19 protein-coding genes and 1 tRNA gene are annotated in these 24,101 nt (G+C 67.0%); 5 read left to right on the top strand and 15 right to left on the bottom strand.

Annotated elements, in window-relative coordinates; all coding sequences use genetic code 11:
* Nucleotides 1-272: 272 nt before the first annotated feature.
* The 5 genes from X946_RS09525 to X946_RS09505 all read right to left on the bottom strand — a co-directional run bounded on the left by X946_RS09525 (nucleotide 273) and on the right by X946_RS09505 (nucleotide 6,006).
* Nucleotides 273-3,110 (bottom strand): bifunctional YncE family protein/alkaline phosphatase family protein, encoded by a 2,838-nt coding sequence (locus tag X946_RS09525; RefSeq protein WP_038746184.1) that lies wholly within the window; start codon nucleotides 3,108-3,110, stop codon nucleotides 273-275.
* Nucleotides 3,111-3,627: 517 nt separating this feature from the next.
* The gene (locus X946_RS09520; RefSeq protein ID WP_038746181.1) at nucleotides 3,628-4,464 is read right to left on the bottom strand and encodes an FTR1 family iron permease; all 837 of its coding nucleotides are present in this window, start codon (nucleotides 4,462-4,464) and stop codon (nucleotides 3,628-3,630) included.
* Nucleotides 4,465-4,476: 12 nt separating this feature from the next.
* A complete protein-coding gene (locus tag X946_RS09515) occupies nucleotides 4,477-4,815 on the bottom strand; it encodes a cupredoxin domain-containing protein (RefSeq protein ID WP_038746178.1) in 339 nt (112 codons plus the stop codon).
* Nucleotides 4,816-5,333: 518 nt separating this feature from the next.
* Nucleotides 5,334-5,771 (bottom strand): hypothetical protein, encoded by a 438-nt coding sequence (locus X946_RS09510; RefSeq protein WP_038746175.1) that lies wholly within the window; start codon nucleotides 5,769-5,771, stop codon nucleotides 5,334-5,336.
* Between the two features lies 1 nt (nucleotide 5,772).
* On the bottom strand, nucleotides 5,773-6,006 hold the full coding sequence (locus X946_RS09505; RefSeq protein ID WP_038746173.1) for a hypothetical protein: 234 nt from the start codon (nucleotides 6,004-6,006) through the stop codon (nucleotides 5,773-5,775).
* A 516-nt stretch (nucleotides 6,007-6,522) separates the two neighbouring features.
* On the opposite strand from X946_RS09505, the gene X946_RS09500 reads away from it, so the two are divergent.
* Entirely contained in the window at nucleotides 6,523-7,011 is a 489-nt protein-coding gene (locus X946_RS09500) for a DUF411 domain-containing protein (protein WP_038746170.1), read from the top strand.
* A 90-nt stretch (nucleotides 7,012-7,101) separates the two neighbouring features.
* Here the strand turns inward: X946_RS09500 and glmS are convergent, their stop codons facing one another.
* From glmS to X946_RS35055, 8 genes are all read right to left on the bottom strand, one after another.
* Entirely contained in the window at nucleotides 7,102-8,919 is a 1,818-nt protein-coding gene (gene glmS / locus X946_RS09495) for a glutamine--fructose-6-phosphate transaminase (isomerizing) (protein WP_038746168.1), read from the bottom strand.
* A gap of 42 nt (nucleotides 8,920-8,961) precedes the next feature.
* Complete coding sequence (locus tag X946_RS09490) at nucleotides 8,962-10,044, bottom strand: hypothetical protein (RefSeq protein WP_038746335.1); 1,083 nt, start codon at nucleotides 10,042-10,044, stop codon at nucleotides 8,962-8,964.
* A gap of 89 nt (nucleotides 10,045-10,133) precedes the next feature.
* Nucleotides 10,134-12,287, bottom strand: a complete 2,154-nt coding sequence (locus tag X946_RS09485; protein WP_038746165.1) for a membrane protein — start codon at nucleotides 12,285-12,287, stop codon at nucleotides 10,134-10,136.
* 324 nt (nucleotides 12,288-12,611) lie between these two features.
* Nucleotides 12,612-13,415, bottom strand: a complete 804-nt coding sequence (locus X946_RS09480) for a hypothetical protein (RefSeq protein WP_038746162.1) — start codon at nucleotides 13,413-13,415, stop codon at nucleotides 12,612-12,614.
* Nucleotides 13,416-13,426: 11 nt separating this feature from the next.
* A complete protein-coding gene (locus X946_RS09475) occupies nucleotides 13,427-14,647 on the bottom strand; it encodes a YaiO family outer membrane beta-barrel protein (protein ID WP_038746160.1) in 1,221 nt (406 codons plus the stop codon).
* 13 nt (nucleotides 14,648-14,660) lie between these two features.
* Nucleotides 14,661-15,650 (bottom strand): polymer-forming cytoskeletal protein, encoded by a 990-nt coding sequence (locus X946_RS09470; protein ID WP_038746157.1) that lies wholly within the window; start codon nucleotides 15,648-15,650, stop codon nucleotides 14,661-14,663.
* Nucleotides 15,651-15,653: 3 nt separating this feature from the next.
* On the bottom strand, nucleotides 15,654-17,228 hold the full coding sequence (locus X946_RS09465) for a glycosyltransferase family 2 protein (protein ID WP_038746332.1): 1,575 nt from the start codon (nucleotides 17,226-17,228) through the stop codon (nucleotides 15,654-15,656).
* Nucleotides 17,229-17,393: 165 nt separating this feature from the next.
* Complete coding sequence (locus X946_RS35055) at nucleotides 17,394-17,936, bottom strand: hypothetical protein (protein WP_156440051.1); 543 nt, start codon at nucleotides 17,934-17,936, stop codon at nucleotides 17,394-17,396.
* A gap of 545 nt (nucleotides 17,937-18,481) precedes the next feature.
* Between X946_RS35055 and wecB the strand changes: the two genes are divergently transcribed.
* Complete coding sequence (gene wecB, locus X946_RS09455) at nucleotides 18,482-19,696, top strand: non-hydrolyzing UDP-N-acetylglucosamine 2-epimerase (protein WP_038746329.1); 1,215 nt, start codon at nucleotides 18,482-18,484, stop codon at nucleotides 19,694-19,696.
* Nucleotides 19,697-20,364: 668 nt separating this feature from the next.
* Here wecB and X946_RS09445 read toward each other — a convergent pair.
* Nucleotides 20,365-20,441: transfer RNA gene (locus tag X946_RS09445), tRNA-Val, on the bottom strand.
* A gap of 752 nt (nucleotides 20,442-21,193) precedes the next feature.
* Nucleotides 21,194-22,075, bottom strand: coding sequence for a LysR family transcriptional regulator (locus X946_RS09440; protein ID WP_038746152.1), 882 nt, complete (start codon nucleotides 22,073-22,075; stop codon nucleotides 21,194-21,196).
* Nucleotides 22,076-22,212: 137 nt separating this feature from the next.
* Here X946_RS09440 and X946_RS09435 point away from each other — a divergent pair, with 137 nt between their 5' ends.
* The 3 genes from X946_RS09435 (at nucleotide 22,213) to X946_RS09425 (ending at nucleotide 24,095) form a co-directional block, all read left to right on the top strand.
* Nucleotides 22,213-22,968 carry a TerC family protein gene (locus X946_RS09435; protein ID WP_038746150.1) on the top strand — a complete coding sequence of 252 codons (756 nt, stop codon included), beginning with the start codon at nucleotides 22,213-22,215 and terminating at the stop codon, nucleotides 22,966-22,968.
* Between the two features lie 194 nt (nucleotides 22,969-23,162).
* Nucleotides 23,163-23,480, top strand: coding sequence for a TFIIB-type zinc ribbon-containing protein (locus tag X946_RS09430; RefSeq protein ID WP_038746147.1), 318 nt, complete (start codon nucleotides 23,163-23,165; stop codon nucleotides 23,478-23,480).
* A 186-nt stretch (nucleotides 23,481-23,666) separates the two neighbouring features.
* Entirely contained in the window at nucleotides 23,667-24,095 is a 429-nt protein-coding gene (locus X946_RS09425; RefSeq protein WP_038746144.1) for a GFA family protein, read from the top strand.
* Nucleotides 24,096-24,101: the final 6 nt, after the last annotated feature.

Raw genomic sequence — 24,101 nt, 5'->3', positions numbered from 1 at the left:
GCGTCCTTGCATCGATCGCATCGGTATGCCCGAAATGCCGATCGATCGTGAAAGACGGCGGCCGGACTTCGGCTTTCGGCGAGGAATTATTACAAACGTAAGGCGTCCGGACAAGCGACGATCGCACGCACGAGATCGCCGCCGTGCGGCGAACGATGCCCCAAAAAACCAAACGGACCGGCGCGAAGCCGATCCGTTTTTCCCTGCGCGCACCGCCGTCTCGCGCATTCCGACCGGGCGGCGCACCCGCGCATCGCCCGGCGGCGGGTGCATCATCCTCGCGCCGCGCTCCTCGCTTGCGACACCTTCACGTCGTCATCGTCGTCGCGGCGATGGGGCGTCACGCGTTCGCCGATGCGCGCCGGGTACGCCCGGCCGCTCATCAACCCCTTCCACAGCACCTTGTTGTATGCCACGGCATCGATCTTGTCCTCGACCGAGAAGTCCATGCCGCGCGTCGCGAGCGCCCAGTAGCGCATTCCGTGCGTTGGCTTCAGCGCGGCCGTCTTGATATCGCCGGCCGGAATCGGCAACTGCGTGTTCGCGAGCAGGCCCGACGCGACCGCCTTGAAGTTCCATTTCGACTGGTTCAGATCGAACACGTCGGTCATCGGGCCCTGCGTCGCATCGAAGAGCCCGAGGTGATCGAGGCCGAGCACTTCGGTGATCGTGCGGATCATGTTGACCGTCGTGTAGTGCGTACTGACGACCGCATTCTGCTTCACGTACGGCCCGATCACGAACGCCGTGCTGCGATGCGCGTCGACGTGATCCGGGCCGTCCTGCGCGTCGTCCTCGACGACGAAGATCAGCGTGTCGGCCGCATACGGGCTGTTCGCGACCGCCTGCGCGACGCGGCCGACCGCATAGTCGTTGTCGGCCATCTGTATCTCCGGCGTATTCACGCCGTCGAGCGCCGTCGCATAGGAGCCCGTATGATCGTGCGGCAGGCGCAGCAGCGTCAGCGACGGCATCTGGCCGTTCGCGACGAAGCCGTTGAACTCGCGCTCCCACTCGAGTTCGCGATAGAGATCCGGATACGCGTTGTCGTAGCCGCGAAAGTACGGATCGGTGCGATCGACGAGCGCCGGGCTCGTCGCATACGTCTGCACCGCGTGATCGACGAACGGCGTGCGGTCCGGCGGGATCGCGCTCGGGCCGCTGTAGCGCGCGAGATCCGCGAAGAAGCCGTAGTTGCGCACCGTGAGGCCCGCGCGCAGCGCGGCGTTCCAGATGTAGCCCTGCTGGAGCGCGTCGGACGGGCCATCGGGCGCCGACACGTCGGCATTGCCCGGCAGCAGATCCGGATCGGCCGGCAGCGACGGATTCGCGGCCGCGCGCTGCGCACCCGCCAAGCCGACGTTGACGTTGCGGTTCGCGCCCTCCCAATCGTACGAGCCGCCGCGCGCGCCCGAGCGCGCCGGGCTGCTCGCATAGTTGACGGGCAGCATCTTCGCGCCCGCGTCCGATTCACGCGCACCGGTGCTCCACGGCCAGCCGTCGCCGCTCACGTCGCCCGAGTCGTAGAAATTGTCGAGCGTGACGAACGTTCTCGCGAGCGCGTGCATGCTCGGCGTCGTCGCGTCGGGGAATTCCGCGAGCGACGGATCGCTGTTGCCGCGGCCGACGTCGCCGAGAATCTGGTCGTACGTGCGGTTCTCCTTCACGATGTAGATCACGTGCTTGATCTTCTTGCGCAGCGCGGTCATCGTCGCGATGTCGTTCGCCGTGAGCGCAGCGTTGAAGCTGTTGTTGTTCGCGACCTGCGTCGTCAGTTGATCAAGCGTCTTGCTGCCCGGCGCCGGCATCCACATGAGGCCGCCCTTGCTCAGTTGTTCGATGTACTGATTCTCGACGAGCTTGACCGGCGTGTTCTTCACAGGGCACGGCACGGTGCGGCCGCTGTCCTTGCAGTTGCCCGGATTCGGACCGGGCATGTTCTTCGTGTAGACGACGTACAGCGCGTTCGCCGCGCCGAGCGCGACGTCGGACGGATACCAGCCGGTCGGAATCAAGCCCGTGACGACAGGCGACGAGCCCGCGAGCGAAATCACCGCGACGTCGTTCGTGCCGCGGTTCGTCACGTACAGCGTGCGCTCGTCGGCCGACAGTGCGAGTCCGTTCGGCGACGCGCCGCGATACTGCATCTCCGTGACGAGGCCGGCAGGCGCGACCGTCGACACCGTCGACACGACCTTGTTCGCGGCCGTGTCGATCACCGAAACGACGTCCGCGTTGTCCGACGCGACGTAGAGACGCGTCTGCGCGGCGTTCAGGATCATCTTGTTCGGATTGCCGTTCACCGGAATGCGCCCGACGACCTGCGGCGCGTTCGTCGAGATGTCGACGACGACGATCTCGCGATCGCGTTCGCTCGATACGTAGGCGGTCTTGTTGCCGACGACGCGCACCGCGTTCGGATATTCGCCGCCCGGCACGCCGGACGCGCCGCCGCTCTTGCCCGGCCGCAGATCGCGCTCGGCGAGCACCGCGCCCGCCGCGAGATCGACGAGCGTGACCGAATCGTTGTAGCGATTCGCGACGACCGCGCGCTTGCCGTCCGCCGTCACGTCGACGCCCGTCGCGAGCGGCGTGCTGCCGATTCCATTGCCCGTCTTGTGATTCAACGCGATCGGCGCGCCCGCCTCGCCCCAAGCGCCTTGCGAGAACGCGAAGCCGTGCAGATTGTCGTCGCCGCCGCCCGTCACGTAGAAATGCCGGCCATCCTGCGCGAACGCGATGCCGACGTAGGTGTCGGGCACCTGCAGCACCTGCTTCTTGACCGGCGCGCCGCCGGCAACGTCGAACACGAACACATACTCGTTCGAGTCCGCCTTCACCATCTTGCCGTTCGCGTCCAGCACGTTGTTGTAGCCGCTCGTCAGCACGAGCAGCGTCTTGCGGTCGGGGCTGAGCGCCTCGGAAACGGGCTGGCCGGCAACGTAGTTCGGCAGATCCGCGAGCCCCGGATTCAGCGCGACGAACGCCGTGCCCGGCGCCGCCGCGGGTGAAATCAGTTGGCCCGTCGCGAGCAGCGTCGTGCTGGTGTCGCCGAGCGCGGGCGTGTCGACGGAATCGCTGTTGCACGCGGCAAGCGCGAGCGTCGTCATCCCAACGAGCAGGAAACGTCTATGCACGATCGAACCTCTTCGAGAAGGCGCGGCGCCATACCGCGGCAGCGGCAGCGTCGTAACGATTGGTAATGAAGAGGAAAACTAACGGTGCGCGGTGACCCGACGATGACAGCGCCGAAAACAGGCGATGCGCGAAGCGATGGAGAAATCGCGCCCGAGAAGACGCGGCGGCCGCGAGGCGGGGCCGGAGCGAGTCGAACGACATCGCGGCATGGGTTCGCAGACGGCCATGGCCGCGCGGCCATTGCGTCGCGCAAGCGCAGTCGCGCCGCCTTCATCGTTCGCGACGGCCGCCCATTTCAAAGCCGAACGTGACGATACGCAATCCGCATCATTCCGCGCGCATGACGCTTCACGCAGTTCGCATCGGAAACGACGGGAATCGACGCCGCGCTCATCGAGCTTCGGCCGTCGCATCATCGCGCTGGCCGCTGCGGGCAGGCGCGCCGGAATGCAACGCCGCCGCTCGCGCGCGTCGCGGACAGACGCCCCGTCAAGCCGCCTGCGTCGGCGACGCGGCCGTCGCCTGCGTGCGCGCCACTTTGCGGGCGAGCAGCACGATGACGAGCAGCGTGCCGACGTACGCGGCAATCTGAATGCCGGCCGGCCGCGCCGTATAGCCGACGAGCGTATGCAGCATCTTGCCGGCGACGCTCGATTCCTTCAGCAGCCACGACGTATCCCACACGGTGTCGCCCCACGACGGCAGCCACCCGGCCGACACGAGAAACCCGACACCCTGGCTCGCCATGCCCGCCGCGAGCAGGACGATCAGCGCATTGGTCACGGAAAAGAGGCGCTTCAGCGGAATTTGCAGCAGCCCGGCGTACATGCCTACGCCGAGCCCGACGCCGCCGAGCACGCCGAGCGCGCCGCCGGCGATCATCTGCGGCGTTTGTCCGGGATCGCTCGCCGCGATGCCGTACAGAAACAGTACGGCTTCCGAACCTTCACGCAGCACGGCGACGCCGACGACGACCGCGAGCCCTGTCAACGGCCGGCTGCCGGCGGCGACCGCCTTGCCGATCGTCGACAGCTGCTGCGCCATCTCGCGGCCATGCTTGCCCATCCAGATGCTGTGCCACGCGAGCATGATCGTCGCGACGAACATCACGCCCGCGTTGAACACCTCCTGCCCCATGCCCGACGCCCATGCCGAGATGACGTCGGCGAACGCCGCAATCAGCGCGGCGCCGATCACGCCGCCGAGCAGGCCGCCGCTCACCCACCATCCTCGCCCTGGCACGCCCTTGGTCGCCGCGAGGACGATGGACACGACGAGCGCTGCTTCGAGCACTTCGCGAAAGACGATGACGGCGGTGGAGAGCATGTTTCGCGGTGCTTACTTGACGGTCAGTTTGGTTTTCGATTCGGCTTCGTGGTACTCGTCGTGAAACTCGTACGTGCCGGCCTTGAGCGGCCCGATGAAGACGTCGACCTGCTTGCCCGCGGGAACCACCTTCTCCGCCTTGAAATCGTCGCTTTCGAATTCGGCGGGCGTCGTGTCGAGGTTCTTGACCGTCACCTTCACCTTCTTGCCCGCCGGAATCGTGAAATTCGCCGGCGAGAATTTGTGATCCTTGAGCGTGAGGACGTACGTGTCGTCGGCTGCGAATGCGTGCGTCGCCGAAGCCGCGAACGCGGCCAGCGCAAGCGCGGAAATCGTCTGAAGAGTGTTCATGGAAGCGAGCGGTTGTGAGATGCGGACGATAATAGGAGCGATTCTCGTTCAGACAATTCGATATCCTTATTCTTGTTGTGGTCATCTCGTGCGGCGCGGTTTGCGAATGCATCGCGGGATGACGATGCGCCGGGCTTTCGAAGCCCCATGCGGTGCCGTCAATTAGGCAAAGCACCTGTCGTTTTCCGCATCGTCTGAAGAAAGTTTTCGGCGGCGGTCGGCCACGGTCGCGTGCATGCCGATCGCACCCGGTCGCTCCGCATTGAAATTGAAAGGCATCCGTAGGATTGATCGTCGACGTTCGGTCCCGGCGCACGTCGACGACCATTTGCTCGCACCGTCGCTTCGCAAACGGAACGATTCACCGCTTTGCTTCGTCCGGATGAAATCGAATTGCCGCGGGCTGCGCCGCGGCCTGCCTCCATTCCACCGGACGTCATGCCGGCTACCTCATGCTCGATGCCAGCCGCGAACGGCAACGCCGCCCGAATGCCTCCGCCTTCATCAAAACCCGCGCGCTATTCGGCGCGCGGCTCATAGATGACGACGGGGCATTGCATGCAGGCGGCGCTCGCGTGCTGCGCGTACCACCTGCACGTGCTTCGGATGCCACACTTCGGCAGCCCTTCTACCGGCGTCGACAGCACGGCCGGTTCCTTCACGATCGCATCGACGAGCCCGCAACGGTATCCGGCCCACTGCGCACACTTTCCGCCCAGACACGGGCCGAGAAAGCGAACGCGGTTCTCGACCGGAACGCCGTTCGCGCGGAGGCCGTCGAGCAATTCGCTGCTGATCGGAATCTTCGGGCTGATGTAGGCGACGGTACCGCCCTCCATCACCGCGCCCAGCACCGCTGAAGCCGACTCGGCCGGCGCGCTCGGGCAGGTGCCGAGCGACGTCTCGCCCGCCTCCGTCCGAACCGCGCCGGCGGAGATTCCCCCGGCCGGCGTCATGTCACTCTCCGCTTTCTTGTTCCGAGACTCTCAGCAAGCGCTCCGCCGCTTCGGCCACGATGACCTTTCCGCCGTTCGGCAATATGACATTCCACGCAGGCCCCCTGATCTGCGTGGAATTCTCGCCGACGAGCGCGGTGAGCAGCGCGATGTTCATATGCGCGGACGCATGCGCGATTTGTTTCTCGTCCAAAGCCGCGCCGGAAACCGTGATTTTGAATTCGGTTGGTTTCATGCTTGTCTCCACAGGCTATTTCAGTTGTTGATGACCTGCACCGGGACTCTTGTTTTTTGCGCCGCGTAACGGATTAAAGCTAGTTCATCGAAACATCCAAGTCAAAATTTTGTCCTTTACATGATAATTAGATAATCGAATTAAGTGATTGGATAATGCATCGCCCAATGCCGCGATTCGGTTCGATAAAAACTTCATGCTTGATTTCGCGTTTCGGCCGAACCGGAGAATTCGATTCGATCACGAGAGACGCGAATTGGAACCCGTTCGATGCATGCCCGGCCATCCGACGGATAAAGGCCCGGCCGGACGCAAAAACACGCCGCAGTGCGACGCGATGTCGCGGCATTAGCGAACTGCCGCGACGCCGGGAAAACCGATAGCTGTGCGATGCCCCGTTACAATGGCCGGGAATCGCGATCGACCATTTGTATCGATTTGATCGCAGCCGCAAGCAAGGACCGCGGCTAAAAGCGGAACATCGCCGATATCCCCTCCACTCCGACGGAAAGCCCCATGACCCGACCTTTCGAAAACAAGCCGATTTCTCACGCAAGACGCGCCTTCGCCACCGCATTGGCGCTGCTGCCCGTCATCGCGTTTTCGCAAAAAGCGGCCGCGAAGCCCGTCGTGCAGGTGTGGAAGACGCCCACGTGCGGATGCTGCGAAGACTGGCTGTCGCATCTGAAGAACAACGGCTTCGACGTGGCGGTGCACAATGTCGAGGACACGGCCGACGCGCGGCAAAAAGCCGGCATGCCCGAGCGCTTCGCGTCGTGCCATACGGGCGTCATTCAGGGATATGCGCTCGAGGGGCATGTTCCCGCACGCGAGATCAAGCGTCTTCTGCGGGAACGGCCGAACGCGATCGGGCTCGCCGTGCCGGCGATGCCGATCGGCTCGCCCGGCATGGACGGACCGGCGTACAACGGCCGTCACATGCCGTACGACGTGCTTATCATCAAGCGCGGCGGCCAGTCGAGCGTGTATCAGTCGTATAGCTGACGCGCCAGCCTTCGTGTAGGGGGGCCGCGATTGCGGCGTGCATCCGGCGAGATCGCGTGCGCTCGAGGATGCGCACCGCACCGCCCCTCCCTACTCGACCGTCACCGATTTCGCCAGGTTCCTCGGCTTGTCGATATCCGCCCCCCTGATGCAAGCCGCGTGATACGCGAGCAGTTGCAACGGCACGACGTGCAGGATCGGCGACAACAGCCCGTAATAGTCCGGCATCCTCATCACCGAAATTCCGTCGCGGTTGTCGATCCGCGTGTCCGCGTCGGCGAAGACGTAGAGCTGCCCGCCGCGCGCGCGCACCTCCTGCATGTTCGACTTGAGCTTCTCGAGCAGCGCGTCGTTCGGCGCGATCGTCGCGACCGGCATCGTGTTCGTCACGAGCGCGAGCGGCCCATGCTTGAGCTCGCCCGCCGGATACGCTTCCGCGTGAATGTACGAAATCTCCTTCAGCTTCAGCGCGCCTTCGAGCGCGATCGGATAGTGCAGCCCGCGCCCGAGAAAAAGCGCGTTCTCGTGCCGGGCGAACTCGTCCGCCCAGCGCGCCACCTCCAACTCGAGCGCGAGCACGTCCTCCAGCGCGCCGGGCAGGCGGCGCAGTTGCTGCGTGTAGCGCGCGAGCTGCGCGTCGTCGACGCGGCCGCGCATTCGCCCGAGCGTGACCGCCAGGATGAAGAGCGCGACGAGCTGCGTCGTGAACGCCTTCGTCGACGCGACGCCGATCTCCGGGCCCGCCCGCGTCAGGAAGCGCAGCCCGGTCTGCCGCATCATCGCGCTCGTCGGGACGTTGCAGATCGCGAGCGTGTCGATGTGGCCGAGCGCCTGCGCGTACTTCAGCGCGGCGAGCGTGTCGGCCGTCTCGCCCGACTGCGACACGACGACGATCAGCGTATTCGGCATCGCGACCGCGTCGCTGTACCGGTACTCGCTCGCGATCTCGACCTGCGCGGGTAGCCGCGCGATCGTCTCGAGCCAGCGGCGCGCGGTCAGTCCCGCGTAGTGGCTCGTGCCGCACGCGAGAATCAGCACGTTGTCGATCTGCTCGAACGCGCGCCGCGCGTCATGGCCGAACACCGCCGGATCGAAGAGCCCCGCGTCGGGAATCGTCGCGGCCACCGCGTGCGGCTGCTCGAAAATCTCCTTCTGCATGAAGTGCCGATAATCGCCGAGCTCGACCGCGCCCTGCGTCGACGGCACGGTCTGCACCGTGCGCTCGACCGGCGCGCCGCTGCGATCGACGATCCGCACGCCGCCCAGCGTCAGCTCGACGATGTCGCCTTCGTCGAGAAAGATGAACTGATCGGTGATGCCGGCGAGCGCGAGCGCGTCCGACGCGAGAAAGCACTCGCCGTCCTTCAATCCGACGACGAGCGGCGAGCCCACGCGCGCGCCGATCAGCCGGTTCGGCTCGGTCTTGCTGAACACGGCGATCGCGTACGCGCCGCGCAATTGCGACGTCGCGTCGCGAACCGCGGACAGCAGGTCGCCGCGATACTTGCTGTGGATCAGATGCGCGACGACTTCGGTATCGGTCTGTCCGTCGAACTCGTAAAGCTGTTCGGACAGCTGCGTGCGCAGCGCTTCGTGATTCTCGATGATGCCGTTGTGCACGAGCGCGATGTGATCGCGCGAGAAGATCGGATGCGCGTTGCAGGTCGCGGGCGCACCGTGCGTCGCCCAGCGCGTGTGCGCGATGCCCGTGCTGCCGGTGAGGCCGGCCGTGCGCACGTGCGCTTCGAGATCGGCGACGCGCGACACGCTGCGTTCGCGTCGCGCCTCGCCGTCAACCAGGGTCGCGACGCCGCACGAGTCGTAGCCGCGATATTCGAGACGCCGTAAGCCTTCGATCAGAATCGGAACGATGTTCCGTTGCGCAACCGCGCCGACGATGCCACACATGACTCGTTACCTCCAGTGACTAGCGATGCCCGCGCGTCTTCTTCAACGCAGCACGGCGGCGGCCGACGCCGTCGTGAACCCGCAGCGCGCGGGCGCGACCGGATCGGCCATCTTGCTTTCGAATGCGAGATAGAGCGTCTCCTCGAGCACGTTCCAGTGCGGGCCGTGCCGGTAAGGACCGGAGCGCGCGTGCCAGCACGCGACGGTGTTCCAGTCGTTCATCTTGTACGCGACGAGCGCGATCAAGCCCCACGGAAAATCGGTGCCGGCGAGTTGCAGCCACGTCTTGCCGTAGCGGCGCATCCATTGCGCGTAGATCGTCGCGTTCGATTGATCGGGCACGCGGATGCCCGACAGGATCGGGAACACCTGCGCGACCTTCTCCGGGTAGAAGCTCGTGTCGCCGATTTGCTGCGTGCTCGCCCGGAAGCCCGACTGCGTGCCGCGCCAGAACACCTGCAGGATCGCCGCCGACAGCCGGTCGGCGCGCTGGCTCCACGGGCCCGCGTGCGTGTAGTCGGAGCGGCGGATGTAATACGCGGCGAGCGCCTGCAGCGCGCTGTGCACCTCGACGTTGTCCATCAGCAGCGCGACGTGCAGCGTCGGCGAAATCTGGTAGACGCCCGTGCGTTTGTCGAGCAACGTATCGAGATGCGCGCTCGCCCGCGCGAGGCTGCGCTCCCAGTTCGCCGGCATCCCGTTCTGCGGCGCGAAGCGCGCGAGCAGTTCCATCCACGTCGCCATCATCGAATCGTCCGCATCCGCATCCGCGCATGCGGTGTATTGGCCGTCCTTCACGCAGAAGCGGTCGAAGCCGCCGTCCGCGCGTTGGCGCGGCAGCAGCCATGCAATCCATGCGCGCGCGGCCCGGTGCGCGTCGAGCTGCGCGTCGGCGGCGGCGAGAAGCGCCTTCGCCGCGAAGTACGGATCGATGCCGGCCCCGTTCAGGCGCACGGTGATCGCGCCGTCGGGCCGCTGGTAATAGCCGCTCAGTTGCAGCTCGGCGGCGTGCGCGCACAACGCGACGCCGCACATGGCAAGCAGTACGACGCGCGATGCGCGGCGTAGCAGAAGGCGAGCCGCCCCGCATGCGCGAGCGGCCGCGACGAGCGCGGGCCGGTTCATGATGTCGTGCGCTTGCGCGCGGTTGGGCTTCGAGGTCGCCGCCGCCGTGCGCGGCCGAAGCCGCGCGCGGCGACGCGTTTGCCGCGTCACTACATCTTCGCGCTCGTGAACGTGAGGCTCGTGCCGGCGCCGGCAATCACGAGCCAGTTCGTCGGATCGGAATAATCGACGCTCGCCGAGCCCTGCGTCACGACGGGCATCCCGTACTTCGCCTTCGGCAACAGCCACGTCATGTTCGCGAGGCTCGTCGGGTGGCTCGCGTGGAATGCCCAGCTCGCCCCCATGTCCGTCGCCGACCACGCCACGTTCAGCCTAGAGCGGTCGAAGTTCGTGATGTCGCTCATCGTGTACCACCTGAACTGGCCGAGCAGCTTCAACGCGTTCGCCTGCGTGAAGATCGACGTCAGCACGGTCGGGTAGAACGACGCGCCGTACGGGTGCGCATAGATCAGACGGCTCGTGCGGTTCGCGACCACGAAGTTGATGAGGTTCGTGTACCAGTTCGTGATGTCGGTCGTCGACACGCCGTACTGCTGGAATTCCTCGAACGTCGCGTACTTGCCGAACGGCATCACCGGGTACGCCCACAGCCCCGGGTTCAACAATGCACCGTTGCGATACGCGCGGGTCGGCTCGGAACCGGTGTGGCCCGTGAAGTAATAGCCGTTGAAGCCGTTCGCTTCGAGCCAGTTCACGGACCAGGTCGGCGTGTTGCCTTCAGGCGCCGCGTATTCGACATCGGGCATCCCCGTCGCGGTCATCACGGCCTGATGGTTCATCACCAGATACTGCTGGAACGTGCTCTGGTCCGTCTCGCTCGCATACGCGCCCCAGTAGTCGTGAATCCAGCCGCCGTGGCTGCCCACGTGATGTCCTCTCGACAGGAAGTACCTGACGAGATTCAGCGCGGTCGAATTGTAGTCGAGGTTGATGCCGTCGCCGTCACCGAACGTCGCTTCGTCGGGGCCGGCTGTGAACACGATCGAGAACGGGCCGTTCGTCCACACGCCGAGGTTCTTCAGAGTCTGCGCCGGCTGAATCTGGTCTTCCGCGCAGAAGTGCCAGTTGAACACGAGCCCGGCCCGCGCCCTCGGCAGATTCGACAGCGACGGCAGGCTCAACAGGCCCGTGCCGAAGTAATGCAGGAAGCCGTGGATCAGCATCCCGTCCGTCTGGCCGTCGAGGTACGCGAGCGGCAGGTTCACGAACAGCACGCCGCCGTTGCCGTACGTGTTGTAGCCCGATACGAGGCCGAAGCTCGGCGAGGTCAGGATCGTCGTGCCGGTGTACGTGCCTTGCGTGACGAAGCTCGGATACGTGAGGAAGCCGTACACGTAGCCCGAGATGCCTTCGAGCGTGTCGGTCAGCGTCCCCGCCGTCGTGAGCAGCGTGCTCGCCGTTCCGGTCAGCGTCGTGGACGTGCTCGTCGTCAGAGAGCTCGCGCTGTACGTGCCCGACTTCACCGGCTTGCCGGTGACGAACCCCGTCAGCTTCGGCGCGGTCGACGTGAACGTGCCCTTGCCGTCCTTCGGCAGCGTATAGCCGAACCATGCGCTGTGGTTGTAGCCCTGCAGACCGCCCGGGTTCGACGGGCTCGCGCTCAGGTACATCAGCGTGCCCGACGTGGCCGTGCCGGTCGTGGCCGCGCTTGTCGTGCCGGTGGCGGCCGACAGCAGCGCGCTCGTCGTCGTGGACGACGACGTCGTCGTCCACGCCATCGACTTGCCGGGCGGCACCTGAATCGTGCGCAGCCAGCTGCTCATGCCGGTCACGTTGCCGAGGCCGATCGTGTTGCCGAGCAGTTGGCTGTAGAGCACGTAATCGACGCCCACCATCGAGCTGAAGCGCGACTTCGGAACCGGATAGAAGCCCGCAGAATTCAGCACGCCGAAATCATAGACGAGCATCACCTTGCCGCCGTTCAGCGCATAGTTCTGGATTGCGGTGACGAGCGTGTCGTCGGCAACCGTATGCACCTGGTCGGGTAGGATGAGCCCCGGATATTGCGACAGCGTCGCGCCCGCCTGCATGAACTGGCTATCCGTGATCAGCTTGATCTGAAGCCCTTCTTCCTGCGCGCTGTCGAGCCACGCGGACACTCTCGGATCGGGCAGCGTGAGCGTGTCCGGAACCAGCAGCAGCAATTGATTGGTGGCCGCGCGCGCAACGCCCGGTCCGAACGCGAGCGCGAGCGCGAACAACGCGAACACGACCCGCAGGAATTTGCCTGACTTCGCCAACATGGTTCGCTCCTCTCTTCAGGGAAGGGCGGCTCGCGACCGGCTGCGGCGCGTCAGACGCGCCGCCCGGCACACCGGCCCCGGCCTCGTGGATGTGATGGCCGTTTGTCACGCCGGCGCATTGCCCGGCGTCTTCCGACGACTGCGCCGCGCCCATTCGGCGCGGCACGGCAATCGAACCTACCCCCCGGTGAAAGCGAGCTCCGTGCCATTTGCTTCGGATGCCCGATCGATCAGGCTCTGCGGCCGATCGTGCGGCGCCCTCCCGACGAAATCTCGCGAAATCGTCTCAGCGCTGATACGGAAGCGGTTTCTCTCGTCGGCCGCTCACGGCGGCTCTCGCGTCAACGCGCCGTGCCAGCTCGCGCAATAGCTGTAGAGCGTGACGAGCAATCCGATCAGCAACGGCGCGCCGAGCACGAAATAGCAGAACGGCACGAACAGCAGCGAGCCGTGATAGATGACGACCGCGTGCAGCAGCAGCACGAACGGCAGCGCCGCCATGAAATAACCGAGTACGAGGAGCGACGCGAACGCCTTCTGCGCGAGGGAGAAATCGAGCGGGTAGTAGAGCGCCGCCATCACGAGCGGAATCAGCGCGATCGCCGCGACGTTCATCACGAACACGTCTCGCAGATGAAGCGATGCGTCGTACGGGAACGTATCCGCCACCGCGCCTGCGGGCGAGGCGGCGGCAGCGGGCGGCCCGTACATCGTCCAGAAATACAGGCAGATCATCAGCTGCGCGAACGTCGCGATCCTCAGCAGGTACGCAACCGGCAGCCATCTCGCCCGACGAACGAACGTGGCCGCGAATCCCGCCGCGCAGGCCGCCGCGGTCGCGAACAGCAGCGCGCCGCTCGGCATCCGAGCGGCGAGATTGATCGACAGCAGCGGCACGCGCAGCGCGTGCGCCGGATAGCCGAGCACGACCGCGTCCAGCGACGGATCGATCTGTCGCGCACCCCAGCCGACCACCGCGCACCAGTACCGCCACGCGTACGGCAGCGCGAACCATAGCAGCGCGTACAGCGCGGGCGTGAGTAGCGCGGCCGATGCGAGCCAGCGCCGCGGATGCGCGTGCGTGCGCAGCGAACGATCATCGGGCGACGGGATGGGATCGGTATCCATGCGCCCGCCCGTCACCACCGATAGAACATCCCGACCTCCCCGCCGATCCGCGAGTAGTACGGGTTGTGGTAGTAGTCGAACTCGACTTGCGTGCCCCACTTGCGCGTGAACCAGTAGCGCCACTTCAGCGACACCTCGTGGCTGCGGAAATCGGTGATCTGCGCGTTGTTGCTGATCGCCTGATACGCCTCGCGGCCGAAGCTGCCGCGCAGCACGATCACGCTCTTGCCGACCTCGCCGTACGTGACCGCGCCGTAATACGCAGGCGCCTTCACGGAACCCGGGGAGTCGACCGTGTAGTTCCAGCCCGCCTCGAAGATCCACTTCGGCACCGCATACCAGATCGCGCCGAGGTGATAAAGCTGATCGCGGTGACCGTTGCGGTTCCACGCGTAGCCCGCGCCCGCCGACAACACGAGTGACCGGTTCGACAGCAGCTTGCGGTTGAGCGACAGGTCGACGCGCGCGCTCGGCAGAATCGTGCCGGACGTCGTGCCGGACAATCCGACGGCGCCGAACCAGTCCGGCCCCATGTCCTGTACGTACGTGATCGCGCCGAGCTGCGTGCTCTCGTGGAAGCGGTGCAGTTGCGCGAGCTCGCCGATGAACGTGCGGCCGCCCGCCTGATAGAGACCGCGCAGATGCACGCCGTACCAGTCGCCATAGCCGTTCGTCACGTGCGCCATCGAATACGCGAGCGACAGCTCCGTGTGCCGCTCCGCCGGCGCCTGGACGTGCGTGACGATCGCTTCCGGCAATGTCGGTTGGTTCTCCTGATCGGGCGTGACCTCGGCGAGCGGATAGCCGTCGGGCATGCCTTCCGAATCGACCTTCACGAGCGCCATGTCGTCGAACTCTCGCGGCACGATGACGAGCGGCGCAGCCGGCGGCGCCGAAAGGGGGGCGGACGCGGACGTCGCCGTGGACGCAGATGCGGATGCGGACGCGGACGCCGATGCGATCGCGTTCGGCGCGGACGACAAGCGCGACGCGGACGGCTCGGGCGACGCCGCGGTCGGCACGGCAACGGCAACAGCAGCGGCAGCCGGCACGGCGACAGGCGCGGACGACGCGACGGAAACCGCAATAGGCGCGTCGGCGGCGGCCGCGACCGACACGTCGCCGGAAGCCGGCGCCGCATGTGCGTTCGGCGCGCCGAGCGCGCACGCACACGCAAGCGCGAGGGCGGCGAGAGGAACGGGCGGGTCGCGCCGGCAACGAAGCGCATGCATGTCGATCTCCTTGTTACGACGCGTGATACCAGCCGCTGCGCCACGCGACGAGATCGCCGTGCACGCACGCATGGCCGACCACCGACACGTCGCGCGCGCACGCGCTGACCGGATGATCGGCCGCGCCGATGCGTGCGCCCGTCAGCCGCAACAGGCCGCCCGCGGACACGACGCCGTCGATGCAGCTCGCGTCGTCGAGCAGCACGTCGTCGCGAGCGAACACCGCGCCGTTCAACAGCGCATCGCATTCGAGCACGACGCTGTGCGCCTTCACGCTGCCGATCAGCACGCAGCCCTCGCCGAGCGTCAGCCGGCCCTCGACGATCAGCGTGCCGTGCAGGATCGTGTGCGACGGCATGCGCACGTCGCGATGCACCAGATAGCGGCCGTCCAGCACGCGGTGCGGAACGCCGGCCAGGCGGCTCGCGAGCGACAGCGCGCGATGCGGCGCCAGCGTGCCGTCGCGGCCGAGCGCGCGCGCGACGCGGCCGAACACGATCGGCGTGCCGTGCAGATTCGCGAAGCCGCCGCAGCCGTGCATGCGCACCGTCTGCCCGATCACCGCGCCGTGTACGAGCGTGTTGTCGATGTCGACGTTCGGCGCGTACGCGAACCCGCCGAGCGTCGCGCCCGCGCGCATCTCGATGCGCTCCTCGGCGAACGCGTATGCCGCGTGCGCGCCCGCGCCGAGCGAGATCATCCGGTCCGCATACAGCACGCCGTCGCGCCGGTCGCCGCGCGCGAGGCAGAGCGCGTCGACGTGCTCGACGCGCAGGCCGAGCGCCTGCCACGGTGCCGCTTCGCCCTGCGCGAGCGGCTCGCCGCGCGCGTTCGCGCGCAACGCGTCGAGCCACTGCTCGGCGCGACGCGGATAGTCGACGAACGGGCCGTCGCCGATCGGCAGCGCACTGACGTCGCTGCGCCTCACCAGCTCGTTCAAAAGCGGCAGAAACGGCAGGCTGAGCATTCCGGCCACCGGCATGATCACGTTGAAGGTCGTCATCGCTCATCGTCCCGATTTCAGCGGCCGGCGAAAGCGCTCGGTCTTGTCCCAACGCAGCTCGCGACGCAGCAGCACGTCGAGCGCGAGCCCCCATAGCGCGGCGATGACGGCCGCGATCGTCACGCAGAATCCGACGACGTTCACCGGCACGAGCCGCAGCCGCGTCGCGCGGCCGTCGAGGCGCGCGGCGACGACGATCTCGAAGAACACGCCGAAGTTGCCGAACGTGCCGAACGCGAACAGCGCGAACACCGAAACGAGCAGGCCGAGCGCGAGCGAATCGATGCCGTTCGTCAGATAGAGCGCGAGCGCGATGCCCCACGCGAGCGCGAGGAGCGCGGGCATCGTGAACACGCCGAGCAGCAGCGCGCCGTCGAGGCGGCAACGCCGCGACGTCACCGGGCTGCGCAGCAGCGGAATCAGGTAGCGGAACAGCGTCTGGTTGTGCCCCTTCGCCCAGCGGGTGAGCTGGCGCGCCCGCACGGGCCACCGCTCCGGCACTTCCTCGTAGCACTCCGCATGGTTCAGATAGACGGTGCGCCAGTCGCTCAGCAGCAGCCGGTACGTCATGTCGGTGTCTTCGGCGAGCGTGTCGTCGCGCCAGCCGCCGACCGCGTCGAGCGCGCTCTTGCGGATGCCGCCTACCGTGCCGCCGTATTGCGGCACGAGGCCGAGATTGTTGCGCGCCTGCTGGTTCACCTGATAGCCGCCCGCGCGCTCGAGATCGAGCAGCCGCGCGAGCAGGTTGCGATCCGCGTTCTGCGGCACGACGCGGCCCATCACCGCGCCCACTTCCGGATCGAAGAACGGCGCGACCAGTTCGCCGAGCAAGCCCGGGCGCGGCAGATAGTCGGCATCGAACACGACCATGATGTCGCCGCGGATCTCGCGCAGCGCGTCCTTCAGGGCCGCCGCCTTGCCGGGCTTGCCGCTCTCGCGGTGAAACGGCTTGATGAGATCGGGCGCGAGCGCCTGCACTTCGTCGATCAGCGCGCGCGTGTTGTCGGTCGAGCGGTCGTTGACGGGCACGATCGTCAGCCGGTCGCGCGGATAGGTCGTCGCGAGGAGCGCCATCAGGCAATCGACGACCACCGCTTCCTCGTTGTGCGCGGCCACGAACACCGTGATCTCCGGCCAGTCCGCACGCGTGATCGCGCGATACGGCGCGCTTTGCGGCTTGAACAGGCGATCGAGGCTGAATACGTAGTGGCGCGTCGCGTAGACGAAAGTCAGCAGCGCGAACGACCACAGATACGCCGCGCACAGGCCGATGACGATTCCCTTGCCGGAAGCGGCCAGCACACGGGCGACGGTCGTGCGGACGGCCGCGAAAAGCGGCGGCGCATCGAGCGGCGCGGATTCCGCGAGCGGGAATGCGATCGCTTCGGCGTGCGGCCGGCTCGGCTCGGCGAGCGCGCCGACCTGCTCGGCCACCTGCGTCGCGCGCACGAGCGGGATCGACGGGAGCAAAGCGGATGCCGGGCGCGACGCGGTGTCGCGCACGGCCAGCGAACATGCGAACACGATCAGCAGCAGCACGCATTCCACGCACAACGACATCGCCCGCCTGTTCTTCATGCTCATGTCCCCGTGCCCGTGTCGGCAGCGGCTTGCGCTCGCCCCCGCACGGACGTGCAAAAGGAAACCGGCGCTGCGCGCCGCGCGCGCGTCGCATGCGGCATGTCGCATGTCGCGCGTCGACGCCGCGCGGAACACGCGCCGCGCCGCCGGTTTCCGGCTTCGTCACATCGGCCGTTCCTTTGGTGTGTTGTCGTCGAATCGCGTCGGAACGGATCTGCGCTGGTTCAAAGCAAAGGGCGAGCCATCGCCCGGAAAAGTCCGCGCGACAAGGGTTTCGAGGCGAAGCGCGGGTTCGCGCGACGACGCGCGCGACGCGTTTTGATTCATCGGCGAATCAACGCCGGGGCCGCCGTCGCTCGCAAGACGGCGTGCGTCGCGCAACGCGCGATCGCATGCGCGCATACGCCGAGCGGCCGCGCCGCGCCCGCGCGCCATCGCAACGGGAACGCGCACGCAGTTCCGTCGTCGCGGCGCGCGCGGCATGCGAGCCCGCCGCAAACGATTGACTCCGGCGCGCGTACGCGGCATGTCTTCCGCGTCCGCGAAACCTGCGAAGCGGCCGCGTTTCAGAATCGAAACGTTTCGCGAAGGCGGCGCCGGCAGCCCGCCTTCGGCCGAGCGCGGCCGGGAAATCCCTGACGAACTCCGCCGCGCGGCATTCGTCGCGCGGTGTGCCCGAAAGCCGCGCGCGAGCGCGGAACCCAAGCGCCCAAAGGTTTTCGGCGAACGTCGTCATGGATGCGCGGCCGGCGTTGCGCGGCCGCATCCATGTGCCGCCAAGACGCCGCAAGCGGCCCCTGCATGCCGCGCCGGGCAAAGCGGTAATGCGCCGTAACAGCCGCGAGACGTTCCCGCGCGCCGGGCCCGCGGCCGGCGCCGTCCGCCTTGGCGGCGACGATGCTGGTTTAAATATTGCTCAAAGGACGAAACGGTGTGCCACATGCGGCGCACGCGGTCGTGCACCGCGACGCGGCGCCAATCCCGAGACCACGAGGAGCGATACATGACGTGACCGCCCAATCGCCACGGCCGAGCCAGCCGGTCGCGATGCGATTCGCACGACGAATCGTCGCGGACACGCTGCGCACGGACGTCGAAATACCGTCGCGCGACGCGCGGCGGACCGCGTCGCGCGTCCGATCGCGCGACGCCGTTCGCGCGCGCCGTTCGCTCGCACGTCGAGCTTCACGGCACGCGGCCGCCGCGCCGCGTGCCCGATCGACCGGAACAACCGTGAATCGGGGATGAAGATGAAGAAAATCCTGCTTGCGTTCGGCACTCGTCCCGAGGCCATCAAGATGGCGCCGCTCGTGCGTGCGCTGCAGGCGCGAGCCGACGTCGACGCACGCGTGTGCGTGACCGCGCAACATCGCCAGATGCTCGACCAGGTGCTCTCGCTGTTCGACATCGCGCCCGCGTACGATCTGAACGTGATGCGCCAAAGCCAGACGCTGACCGACGTGACGACAGGAATCCTTCAAACGATCGGCGCCGTGTTCGACGATTTCGATCCGGACGTCGTGCTCGTGCACGGCGACACGACGACGACGCTCGCGGTGAGCCTCGCCGCGTTCTACCGCTACTTGCCGATCGGCCACGTCGAAGCGGGGCTGCGCAGCGGCGATATCTGGTCGCCGTGGCCCGAGGAGCTGAACCGCCGCGTGACTGACGCGGTGTCGTCGTGGCACTTCGCGCCGACCGAGCGCGCGCAGCACAATCTGTTCAGCGAAGGCGTGCCGACGCAGGGCGTCGTGCTGACCGGCAACACGGTGATCGACGCATTGCAGGACGTGAAGCGCATGCTCGACGCCGACGCGCCGCTTTCCCGCGAAATCGCCGCGCAGTTTCCGTTCCTCGGCCGAGACGAGCGCGTCGTGCTGATCACCGGCCATCGGCGCGAGAGCTTCGGCGAGCCGTTCGCGCATTTCTGCGACGCGCTGCGCACGCTCGCGCTGCATTATCCGCACGTGCGCTTCATCTATCCGCTGCATCTGAATCCGAACGTGCAGAAGCCGGCGCACTCGCTGCTCGACGGGCTGCCGAACATCCATCTGATCGCGCCGCAGGAATATCTGTCGTTCGTATTCCTGATGTCGCGCGCGCATTTCATCATCACCGATTCGGGCGGCATCCAGGAAGAAGGGCCCGCGCTCGGCAAGCCGGTGCTCGTCACGCGCGACACGACCGAACGGCCGGAGGCGATCCAGGCGGGCACCGCGCGGCTCGTCGGCACGAACACCGAGCGGATCGTGGGCGAGGCGTCGCGGCTACTCGACGACGACGATGCGTACGACGAAATGTCGCGCGCGTCGAATCCGTACGGCGACGGCCACGCGAGCGAGCGGATCGTCCATGCGCTGCTGAACATGCCGTACGCGACCGACACGGCGCACTTCCCGCTCGCCGCGATCGAAGCGCCATGCAACGCGCTCGCGCTCGGCTTGCGCGCGCTGAGGTCGGCGTGAACGTGATCGTCTGGCGGCACGCGGGCCGCGACGTCTGCGCGAGCGCCCGGGCGGGCAACGTGTGCGCGTGCGCGCGCGGCTGCCATCCGGTGATCGGGCGGCGGCGTGTCACGTCGCTGCCGGCGCGGATCGGCGGAGGCTGCATCGGGTGCGGCGCGTGCGGCTGCGAACACGGGCCGCGCGCGACGCAGTGTCCGACGGGGCGGCGCTGTCGCCAGCGGTGACGCGGCGCTTGTGACGTGTGACGTGTGACGCGTGGTGCGCGGTGCGTGGTGCGTGGTGCGTGGTGCGCCAGTAGCGTACCGCGTGCGAGGCACGCGCGCGGCATGACGCGCGATGCTCCGCAGGCAATGCGCGATGTGATCCGATTCACGCGCCGTTCGATGCAACCCGCCCATCCGCCGAACGCACGCCACTCCGCGATTCCGATGCTCGGAGCACGGCGTGACATCAACGCACGTACGCGATCGCACATGCCTATGCGATGTGCGATCACCCACCGCGCCGCGCGTCGAACGTCATGCTGAAAATTGAAGAATGCGAGAAACCGCGCGGACCGCCCCGTCGATGCGAAGGACGAGCGTCGAGCGCTGCATGAAGAAGAACGCGGATGAAAGCGCTCGCCCAAGAGGGCTTTGCTGCGCTGTTCATCCGCGTCCGATGTGCGTTGGTAGGCTCGATTGGATTCGAACCAACGACCCCCACCATGTCAAGGTGGTGCTCTAACCAACTGAGCTACGAGCCTGTGTGAGGCGCGAATTATAGAGAGCCTCGCACGCGCGCACAAGCCCTTTTTGGAAAATTCTCGGATCGACTGCGTCGATGGGCCGCCCGTCCGAACCGATCGGCGCCGGATGCAACGGCGGAAGCGGCGGCGTCGGGCGCGATGAAGTGCAAGCGGCCGCCGTCCCACGTGCGCCGCGTCGCCGGACTTCCGCAGGGGTGAACGCTTGACGACCCGTGCAAATGCGGCGCGTTAGGTGACATATCCGAACGCGCCGACGTCTCGGCGATAAGCTTCGTCGCCGGCACTGGACGGATTCGCAGCGCCCGCCATTGCAGGCGGAAACGCAATCGCAAGCAAAGGATCGGCAAGCGCGGCGGTCGAAGAAAGAGGCCGCACGTTCACGATCGACAGCAAGCGGGACGTATTGCACGAATGCACACGAAGGCTTCGCAAGCCAATGCGTCTCAGCCAACCGAGGGCGACGGTCGGCGAAAGCCGGCGTCCCGTTCGCCGTTCGCCTTCCGCGTCGGCCAGGACGCGCCGCGGAACAAGACGCGACGACATCGAACGGCAACTTCTCAACCAGGCTGCAACAACGGTCGCCCGAGCGCGCATCGTCGCCGATGCACGCGGTTCGCGTCGGCCGGGCGAGGCCGGTCGAGGCCGGCGAGCGCGGCAACAGCAAGCACGGCGAGCACGGCGCTCGGGACACTCGCGAACGACCGCGACGTGCGCGTCGGCACACGGCCGGCCGCGCACGATCATGCGGCTCACCCTCGCGCCGCCGCGGCCAGCACCTGCGCGACGAGCGGATGATGCTGCCCGCGTTGCGAGCGGATCGCGTAGATCTCCTCGGTCACGCCGTCAGCGCGCCCGAGCCGCCTCAACCCGCGCAGCAGCGCGACGTCGCCCGCGCCCGGCTCGCTCAGCGGAAACACGCCCAGACCGCGCGCGGCGAACACGGCCATCAGCGCGCTGTCCTCGAATTCGCCGACGATCCGCGGCCGGATGCCGTGCGCGTCGAACCAGCGATCGAGCCGCATGCGCAGCACCGCGTGCCCGGTCGGCAACAGCACCGGCAGGTCCGCCAGGCACTGCGGAAAGCGGCCGCGCGCCGCCGATGCCATCGCGGTCGGCCCGTACCAGTCGACGGGCGACGCGACGATCCGCTCGCTCGCGAGCCGTAGGTTCGCGCGGCGCGGCGCGGGCTCGCCCGCGAGCACCAGATCGAGCCGGTGCAATGCGAGCTCGGCGAGCAGTTCCTCGTATTCGCCGTCATGGCAAAGCAGCCGCAGCGACGGCGCCGCGAGCGCGGGCTCGAGCGCCGCGTGCGCGGTGAGCTTCGAAATGCCGTCCGTCAGCCCGACCGCGAGCCGCGCGCCCTCCCCGCGCGCCGCTTCGCGCACCTCGTCCTCGATCAGTTGCCCGATCCGGAAGATCTCCTCGGCGCGCGCGAACGCGGCCTGCCCCGCGTCCGTCATCGCCACGCCCCGCCCCGACGGCTTCAACAGCTGATGCCCGATCGATCTTTCCAGCTCGCGCACCTGCGCGCTGATCGTCTGCACGGCCATGTCGAGCCGCCCGGCCGCGCGCGCGAAGCCGCCCTCCTTCACGACGACCCAGAAGTAGTACAGATGGCGAAAATTCAGCATCGCGCCCTCGCCCCCATCGTCATCGATACTTCGTAAAAACCGAATGATAGATCAGATTTCAACTGATTTTTTCGAAACATGAAAGCGCCGATCATCACGACTTCGACATTCGACGGACACCCCGTCCGACACCGCACATGGACTACCTGCTGACCCTCGCCGCCGATCCCGCCGTCTGGGCCGCGCTCGTGACGCTCGTCGCGATGGAGATCGTGCTCGGCATCGACAACCTGATCTTCATCTCGATCCTGAGCAACAAGCTGCCTGAAGCGCAGCGCGAACGCACGCGGCGCCTCGGCATCGGGCTCGCGCTGATCTTTCGACTCGCGCTGCTCGGCACGGTCGCATGGATCGCGCGGCTCACCGAGCCGGTATTCACGCTGTTCGATCACGCGTTCTCGTGGCGCGACCTGATCCTGATCTCGGGCGGCCTGTTCCTCGTCTGGAAGGCGACGAAGGAGATGCATCACCACGTGTCGCACGACGGCTCGAACGAAGCCGGCCCGACGAACGCCGCCGGCCTGACGACTTGGGCTGCGGTCAGCCAGATCCTGATGCTCGACATCGTGTTCTCGATCGACAGCATCGTCACCGCGGTCGGCATGACGACGCACGTCCCGATCATGTTCGTCGCGGTGATCGCCGCCGTCACGGCGATGCTGTTCGCAGCCGGCCCGCTCGCGCGCTTCATCGACCGCAACCCGACCATCGTGATGCTCGCGCTCAGCTTCCTGATGGTGATCGGCATGACGCTGATCGCGGAAGGCTTCGGCTCGCACGTGCCGAAGGGCTACATCTACGCGGCGATGGCGTTCTCCGCCTTCGTCGAAGGAATGAACATGCTCGCGCGGCGCGCGAAGGAAAAGCACGCGAAACGAATCGCCGTGCAGTGACGCGCCGCCGCGCGACGTGACGTGACGTGACGTGACGTGACGTGACGTGACGCGATGCAGTGCAGTGCGAACTGCTTGCACGGCCCGGCTCGATCGGGCCGTACGAAGCGAAACGTCGCGCCGCCCGGCCGTGCCGGACGCGCGGCGGGAAACGAAGCGCGGCGCGTCCGCGCGCCCTCGAAAGGCGTTGCACGATGAAATGCCCTGTTTGCGTGACGCCCGAGCTGCTGATGACAGAACGGCAATCGATCGAGATCGACTACTGCCCGGCGTGTCGCGGCGTATGGCTCGACCGCGGCGAGCTCGACAAGCTCATTGCCCGTGCCGACGACGATGCAGGCGAGCGTCGACGCGACGCCGCGCGCGATACCGCCCGCGAAGCGCCGCCCGCGCGCAACGCGCACGACGATCGGCGCCGGCATGACGGGTACGAGCACGACGGTCATTACCGGCCGCAACACGGCGGGTATCGGAAAAAGAAATCGCTGTTCGACATGTTCGATTTCGATTAAGGCAGGCGTCGGCGCGATCGATGCCGGCGGCGCGGCGACACGCCCGCGCCAGCGAGCGTCCGTCGCTCGACGAACCCGCGCGCGGCGATCCGATTCGCCGACGAGCCGGCCGCGCGCAACGCATCTTGTTCACGCCGAAGCGCGCGGCGCTTGTCTTATACTCGCCGGCTCACCGCTGGAGACGAGATGACCGCAACGCGTTCCATTCGATGTCTATGCCGCGCCGTCGGCGTGACGCTGACGGGCGAGCCGGCCGCGCGAGCCAACTGCCACTGCGCGTCATGCCGCGATTTCTACGGCGCGCCGATGCTGTCGGCAACCGCTTGGCCGGCCGAGCAAGTCGCCGTCGCCGAAGGCGACGCCGCGACGTTCACGCATCCGGCGAAGCACCTGTCCCGCAGGTTCTGCGCAGCCTGCGGCGAAACCGTGTTCGGCACGAACCGGCTCGGCATGCGCGTCGTGCCGAACGCGATCGTCGCGCGCGCCACGGGCGGCGAGCTGCCCGACGCGCTGCGGCCGACGATGCATCTGTTCTATCGGCAGCGAATCGTCGACGTGCGCGACGAACTGCCGAAATATCTCGACGGCTGGGACGGACCGACCGGCGACTCGTGACGCTCG

The organism is Burkholderia sp. ABCPW 111 (assembly GCF_000773065.1).
GTDB lineage: Bacteria > Pseudomonadota > Gammaproteobacteria > Burkholderiales > Burkholderiaceae > Burkholderia > Burkholderia savannae.
This window is presented reverse-complemented; position numbering and strand designations above follow the sequence as displayed.

Excerpts from the sequence above, each read along its gene's own strand:
- X946_RS09435 (WP_038746150.1), top strand. The coding sequence starts at position 22,213 with ATGGACTACCTGCTGACCCTCGCCGCCGATCCCGCCGTCTGGGCCGCG.
- X946_RS09475 (WP_038746160.1), bottom strand. The coding sequence starts at position 14,647 with ATGCATGCGCTTCGTTGCCGGCGCGACCCGCCCGTTCCTCTCGCCGCC.
- X946_RS09485 (WP_038746165.1), bottom strand. The coding sequence starts at position 12,287 with ATGTTGGCGAAGTCAGGCAAATTCCTGCGGGTCGTGTTCGCGTTGTTC.
- glmS (WP_038746168.1), bottom strand. The coding sequence starts at position 8,919 with ATGTGTGGCATCGTCGGCGCGGTTGCGCAACGGAACATCGTTCCGATT.
- X946_RS09500 (WP_038746170.1), top strand. The coding sequence starts at position 6,523 with ATGACCCGACCTTTCGAAAACAAGCCGATTTCTCACGCAAGACGCGCC.
- X946_RS09465 (WP_038746332.1), bottom strand. The coding sequence starts at position 17,228 with ATGAAGAACAGGCGGGCGATGTCGTTGTGCGTGGAATGCGTGCTGCTG.
- X946_RS09515 (WP_038746178.1), bottom strand. The coding sequence starts at position 4,815 with ATGAACACTCTTCAGACGATTTCCGCGCTTGCGCTGGCCGCGTTCGCG.
- X946_RS09470 (WP_038746157.1), bottom strand. The coding sequence starts at position 15,650 with ATGACGACCTTCAACGTGATCATGCCGGTGGCCGGAATGCTCAGCCTG.
- X946_RS09490 (WP_038746335.1), bottom strand. The coding sequence starts at position 10,044 with ATGAACCGGCCCGCGCTCGTCGCGGCCGCTCGCGCATGCGGGGCGGCT.
- X946_RS09510 (WP_038746175.1), bottom strand. The coding sequence starts at position 5,771 with ATGACGCCGGCCGGGGGAATCTCCGCCGGCGCGGTTCGGACGGAGGCG.
- X946_RS09520 (WP_038746181.1), bottom strand. The coding sequence starts at position 4,464 with ATGCTCTCCACCGCCGTCATCGTCTTTCGCGAAGTGCTCGAAGCAGCG.
- X946_RS09430 (WP_038746147.1), top strand. The coding sequence starts at position 23,163 with ATGAAATGCCCTGTTTGCGTGACGCCCGAGCTGCTGATGACAGAACGG.
- X946_RS09525 (WP_038746184.1), bottom strand. The coding sequence starts at position 3,110 with ATGACGACGCTCGCGCTTGCCGCGTGCAACAGCGATTCCGTCGACACG.
- X946_RS09440 (WP_038746152.1), bottom strand. The coding sequence starts at position 22,075 with ATGCTGAATTTTCGCCATCTGTACTACTTCTGGGTCGTCGTGAAGGAG.
- X946_RS09505 (WP_038746173.1), bottom strand. The coding sequence starts at position 6,006 with ATGAAACCAACCGAATTCAAAATCACGGTTTCCGGCGCGGCTTTGGAC.
- X946_RS09480 (WP_038746162.1), bottom strand. The coding sequence starts at position 13,415 with ATGGATACCGATCCCATCCCGTCGCCCGATGATCGTTCGCTGCGCACG.
- wecB (WP_038746329.1), top strand. The coding sequence starts at position 18,482 with ATGAAGAAAATCCTGCTTGCGTTCGGCACTCGTCCCGAGGCCATCAAG.
- X946_RS09425 (WP_038746144.1), top strand. The coding sequence starts at position 23,667 with ATGACCGCAACGCGTTCCATTCGATGTCTATGCCGCGCCGTCGGCGTG.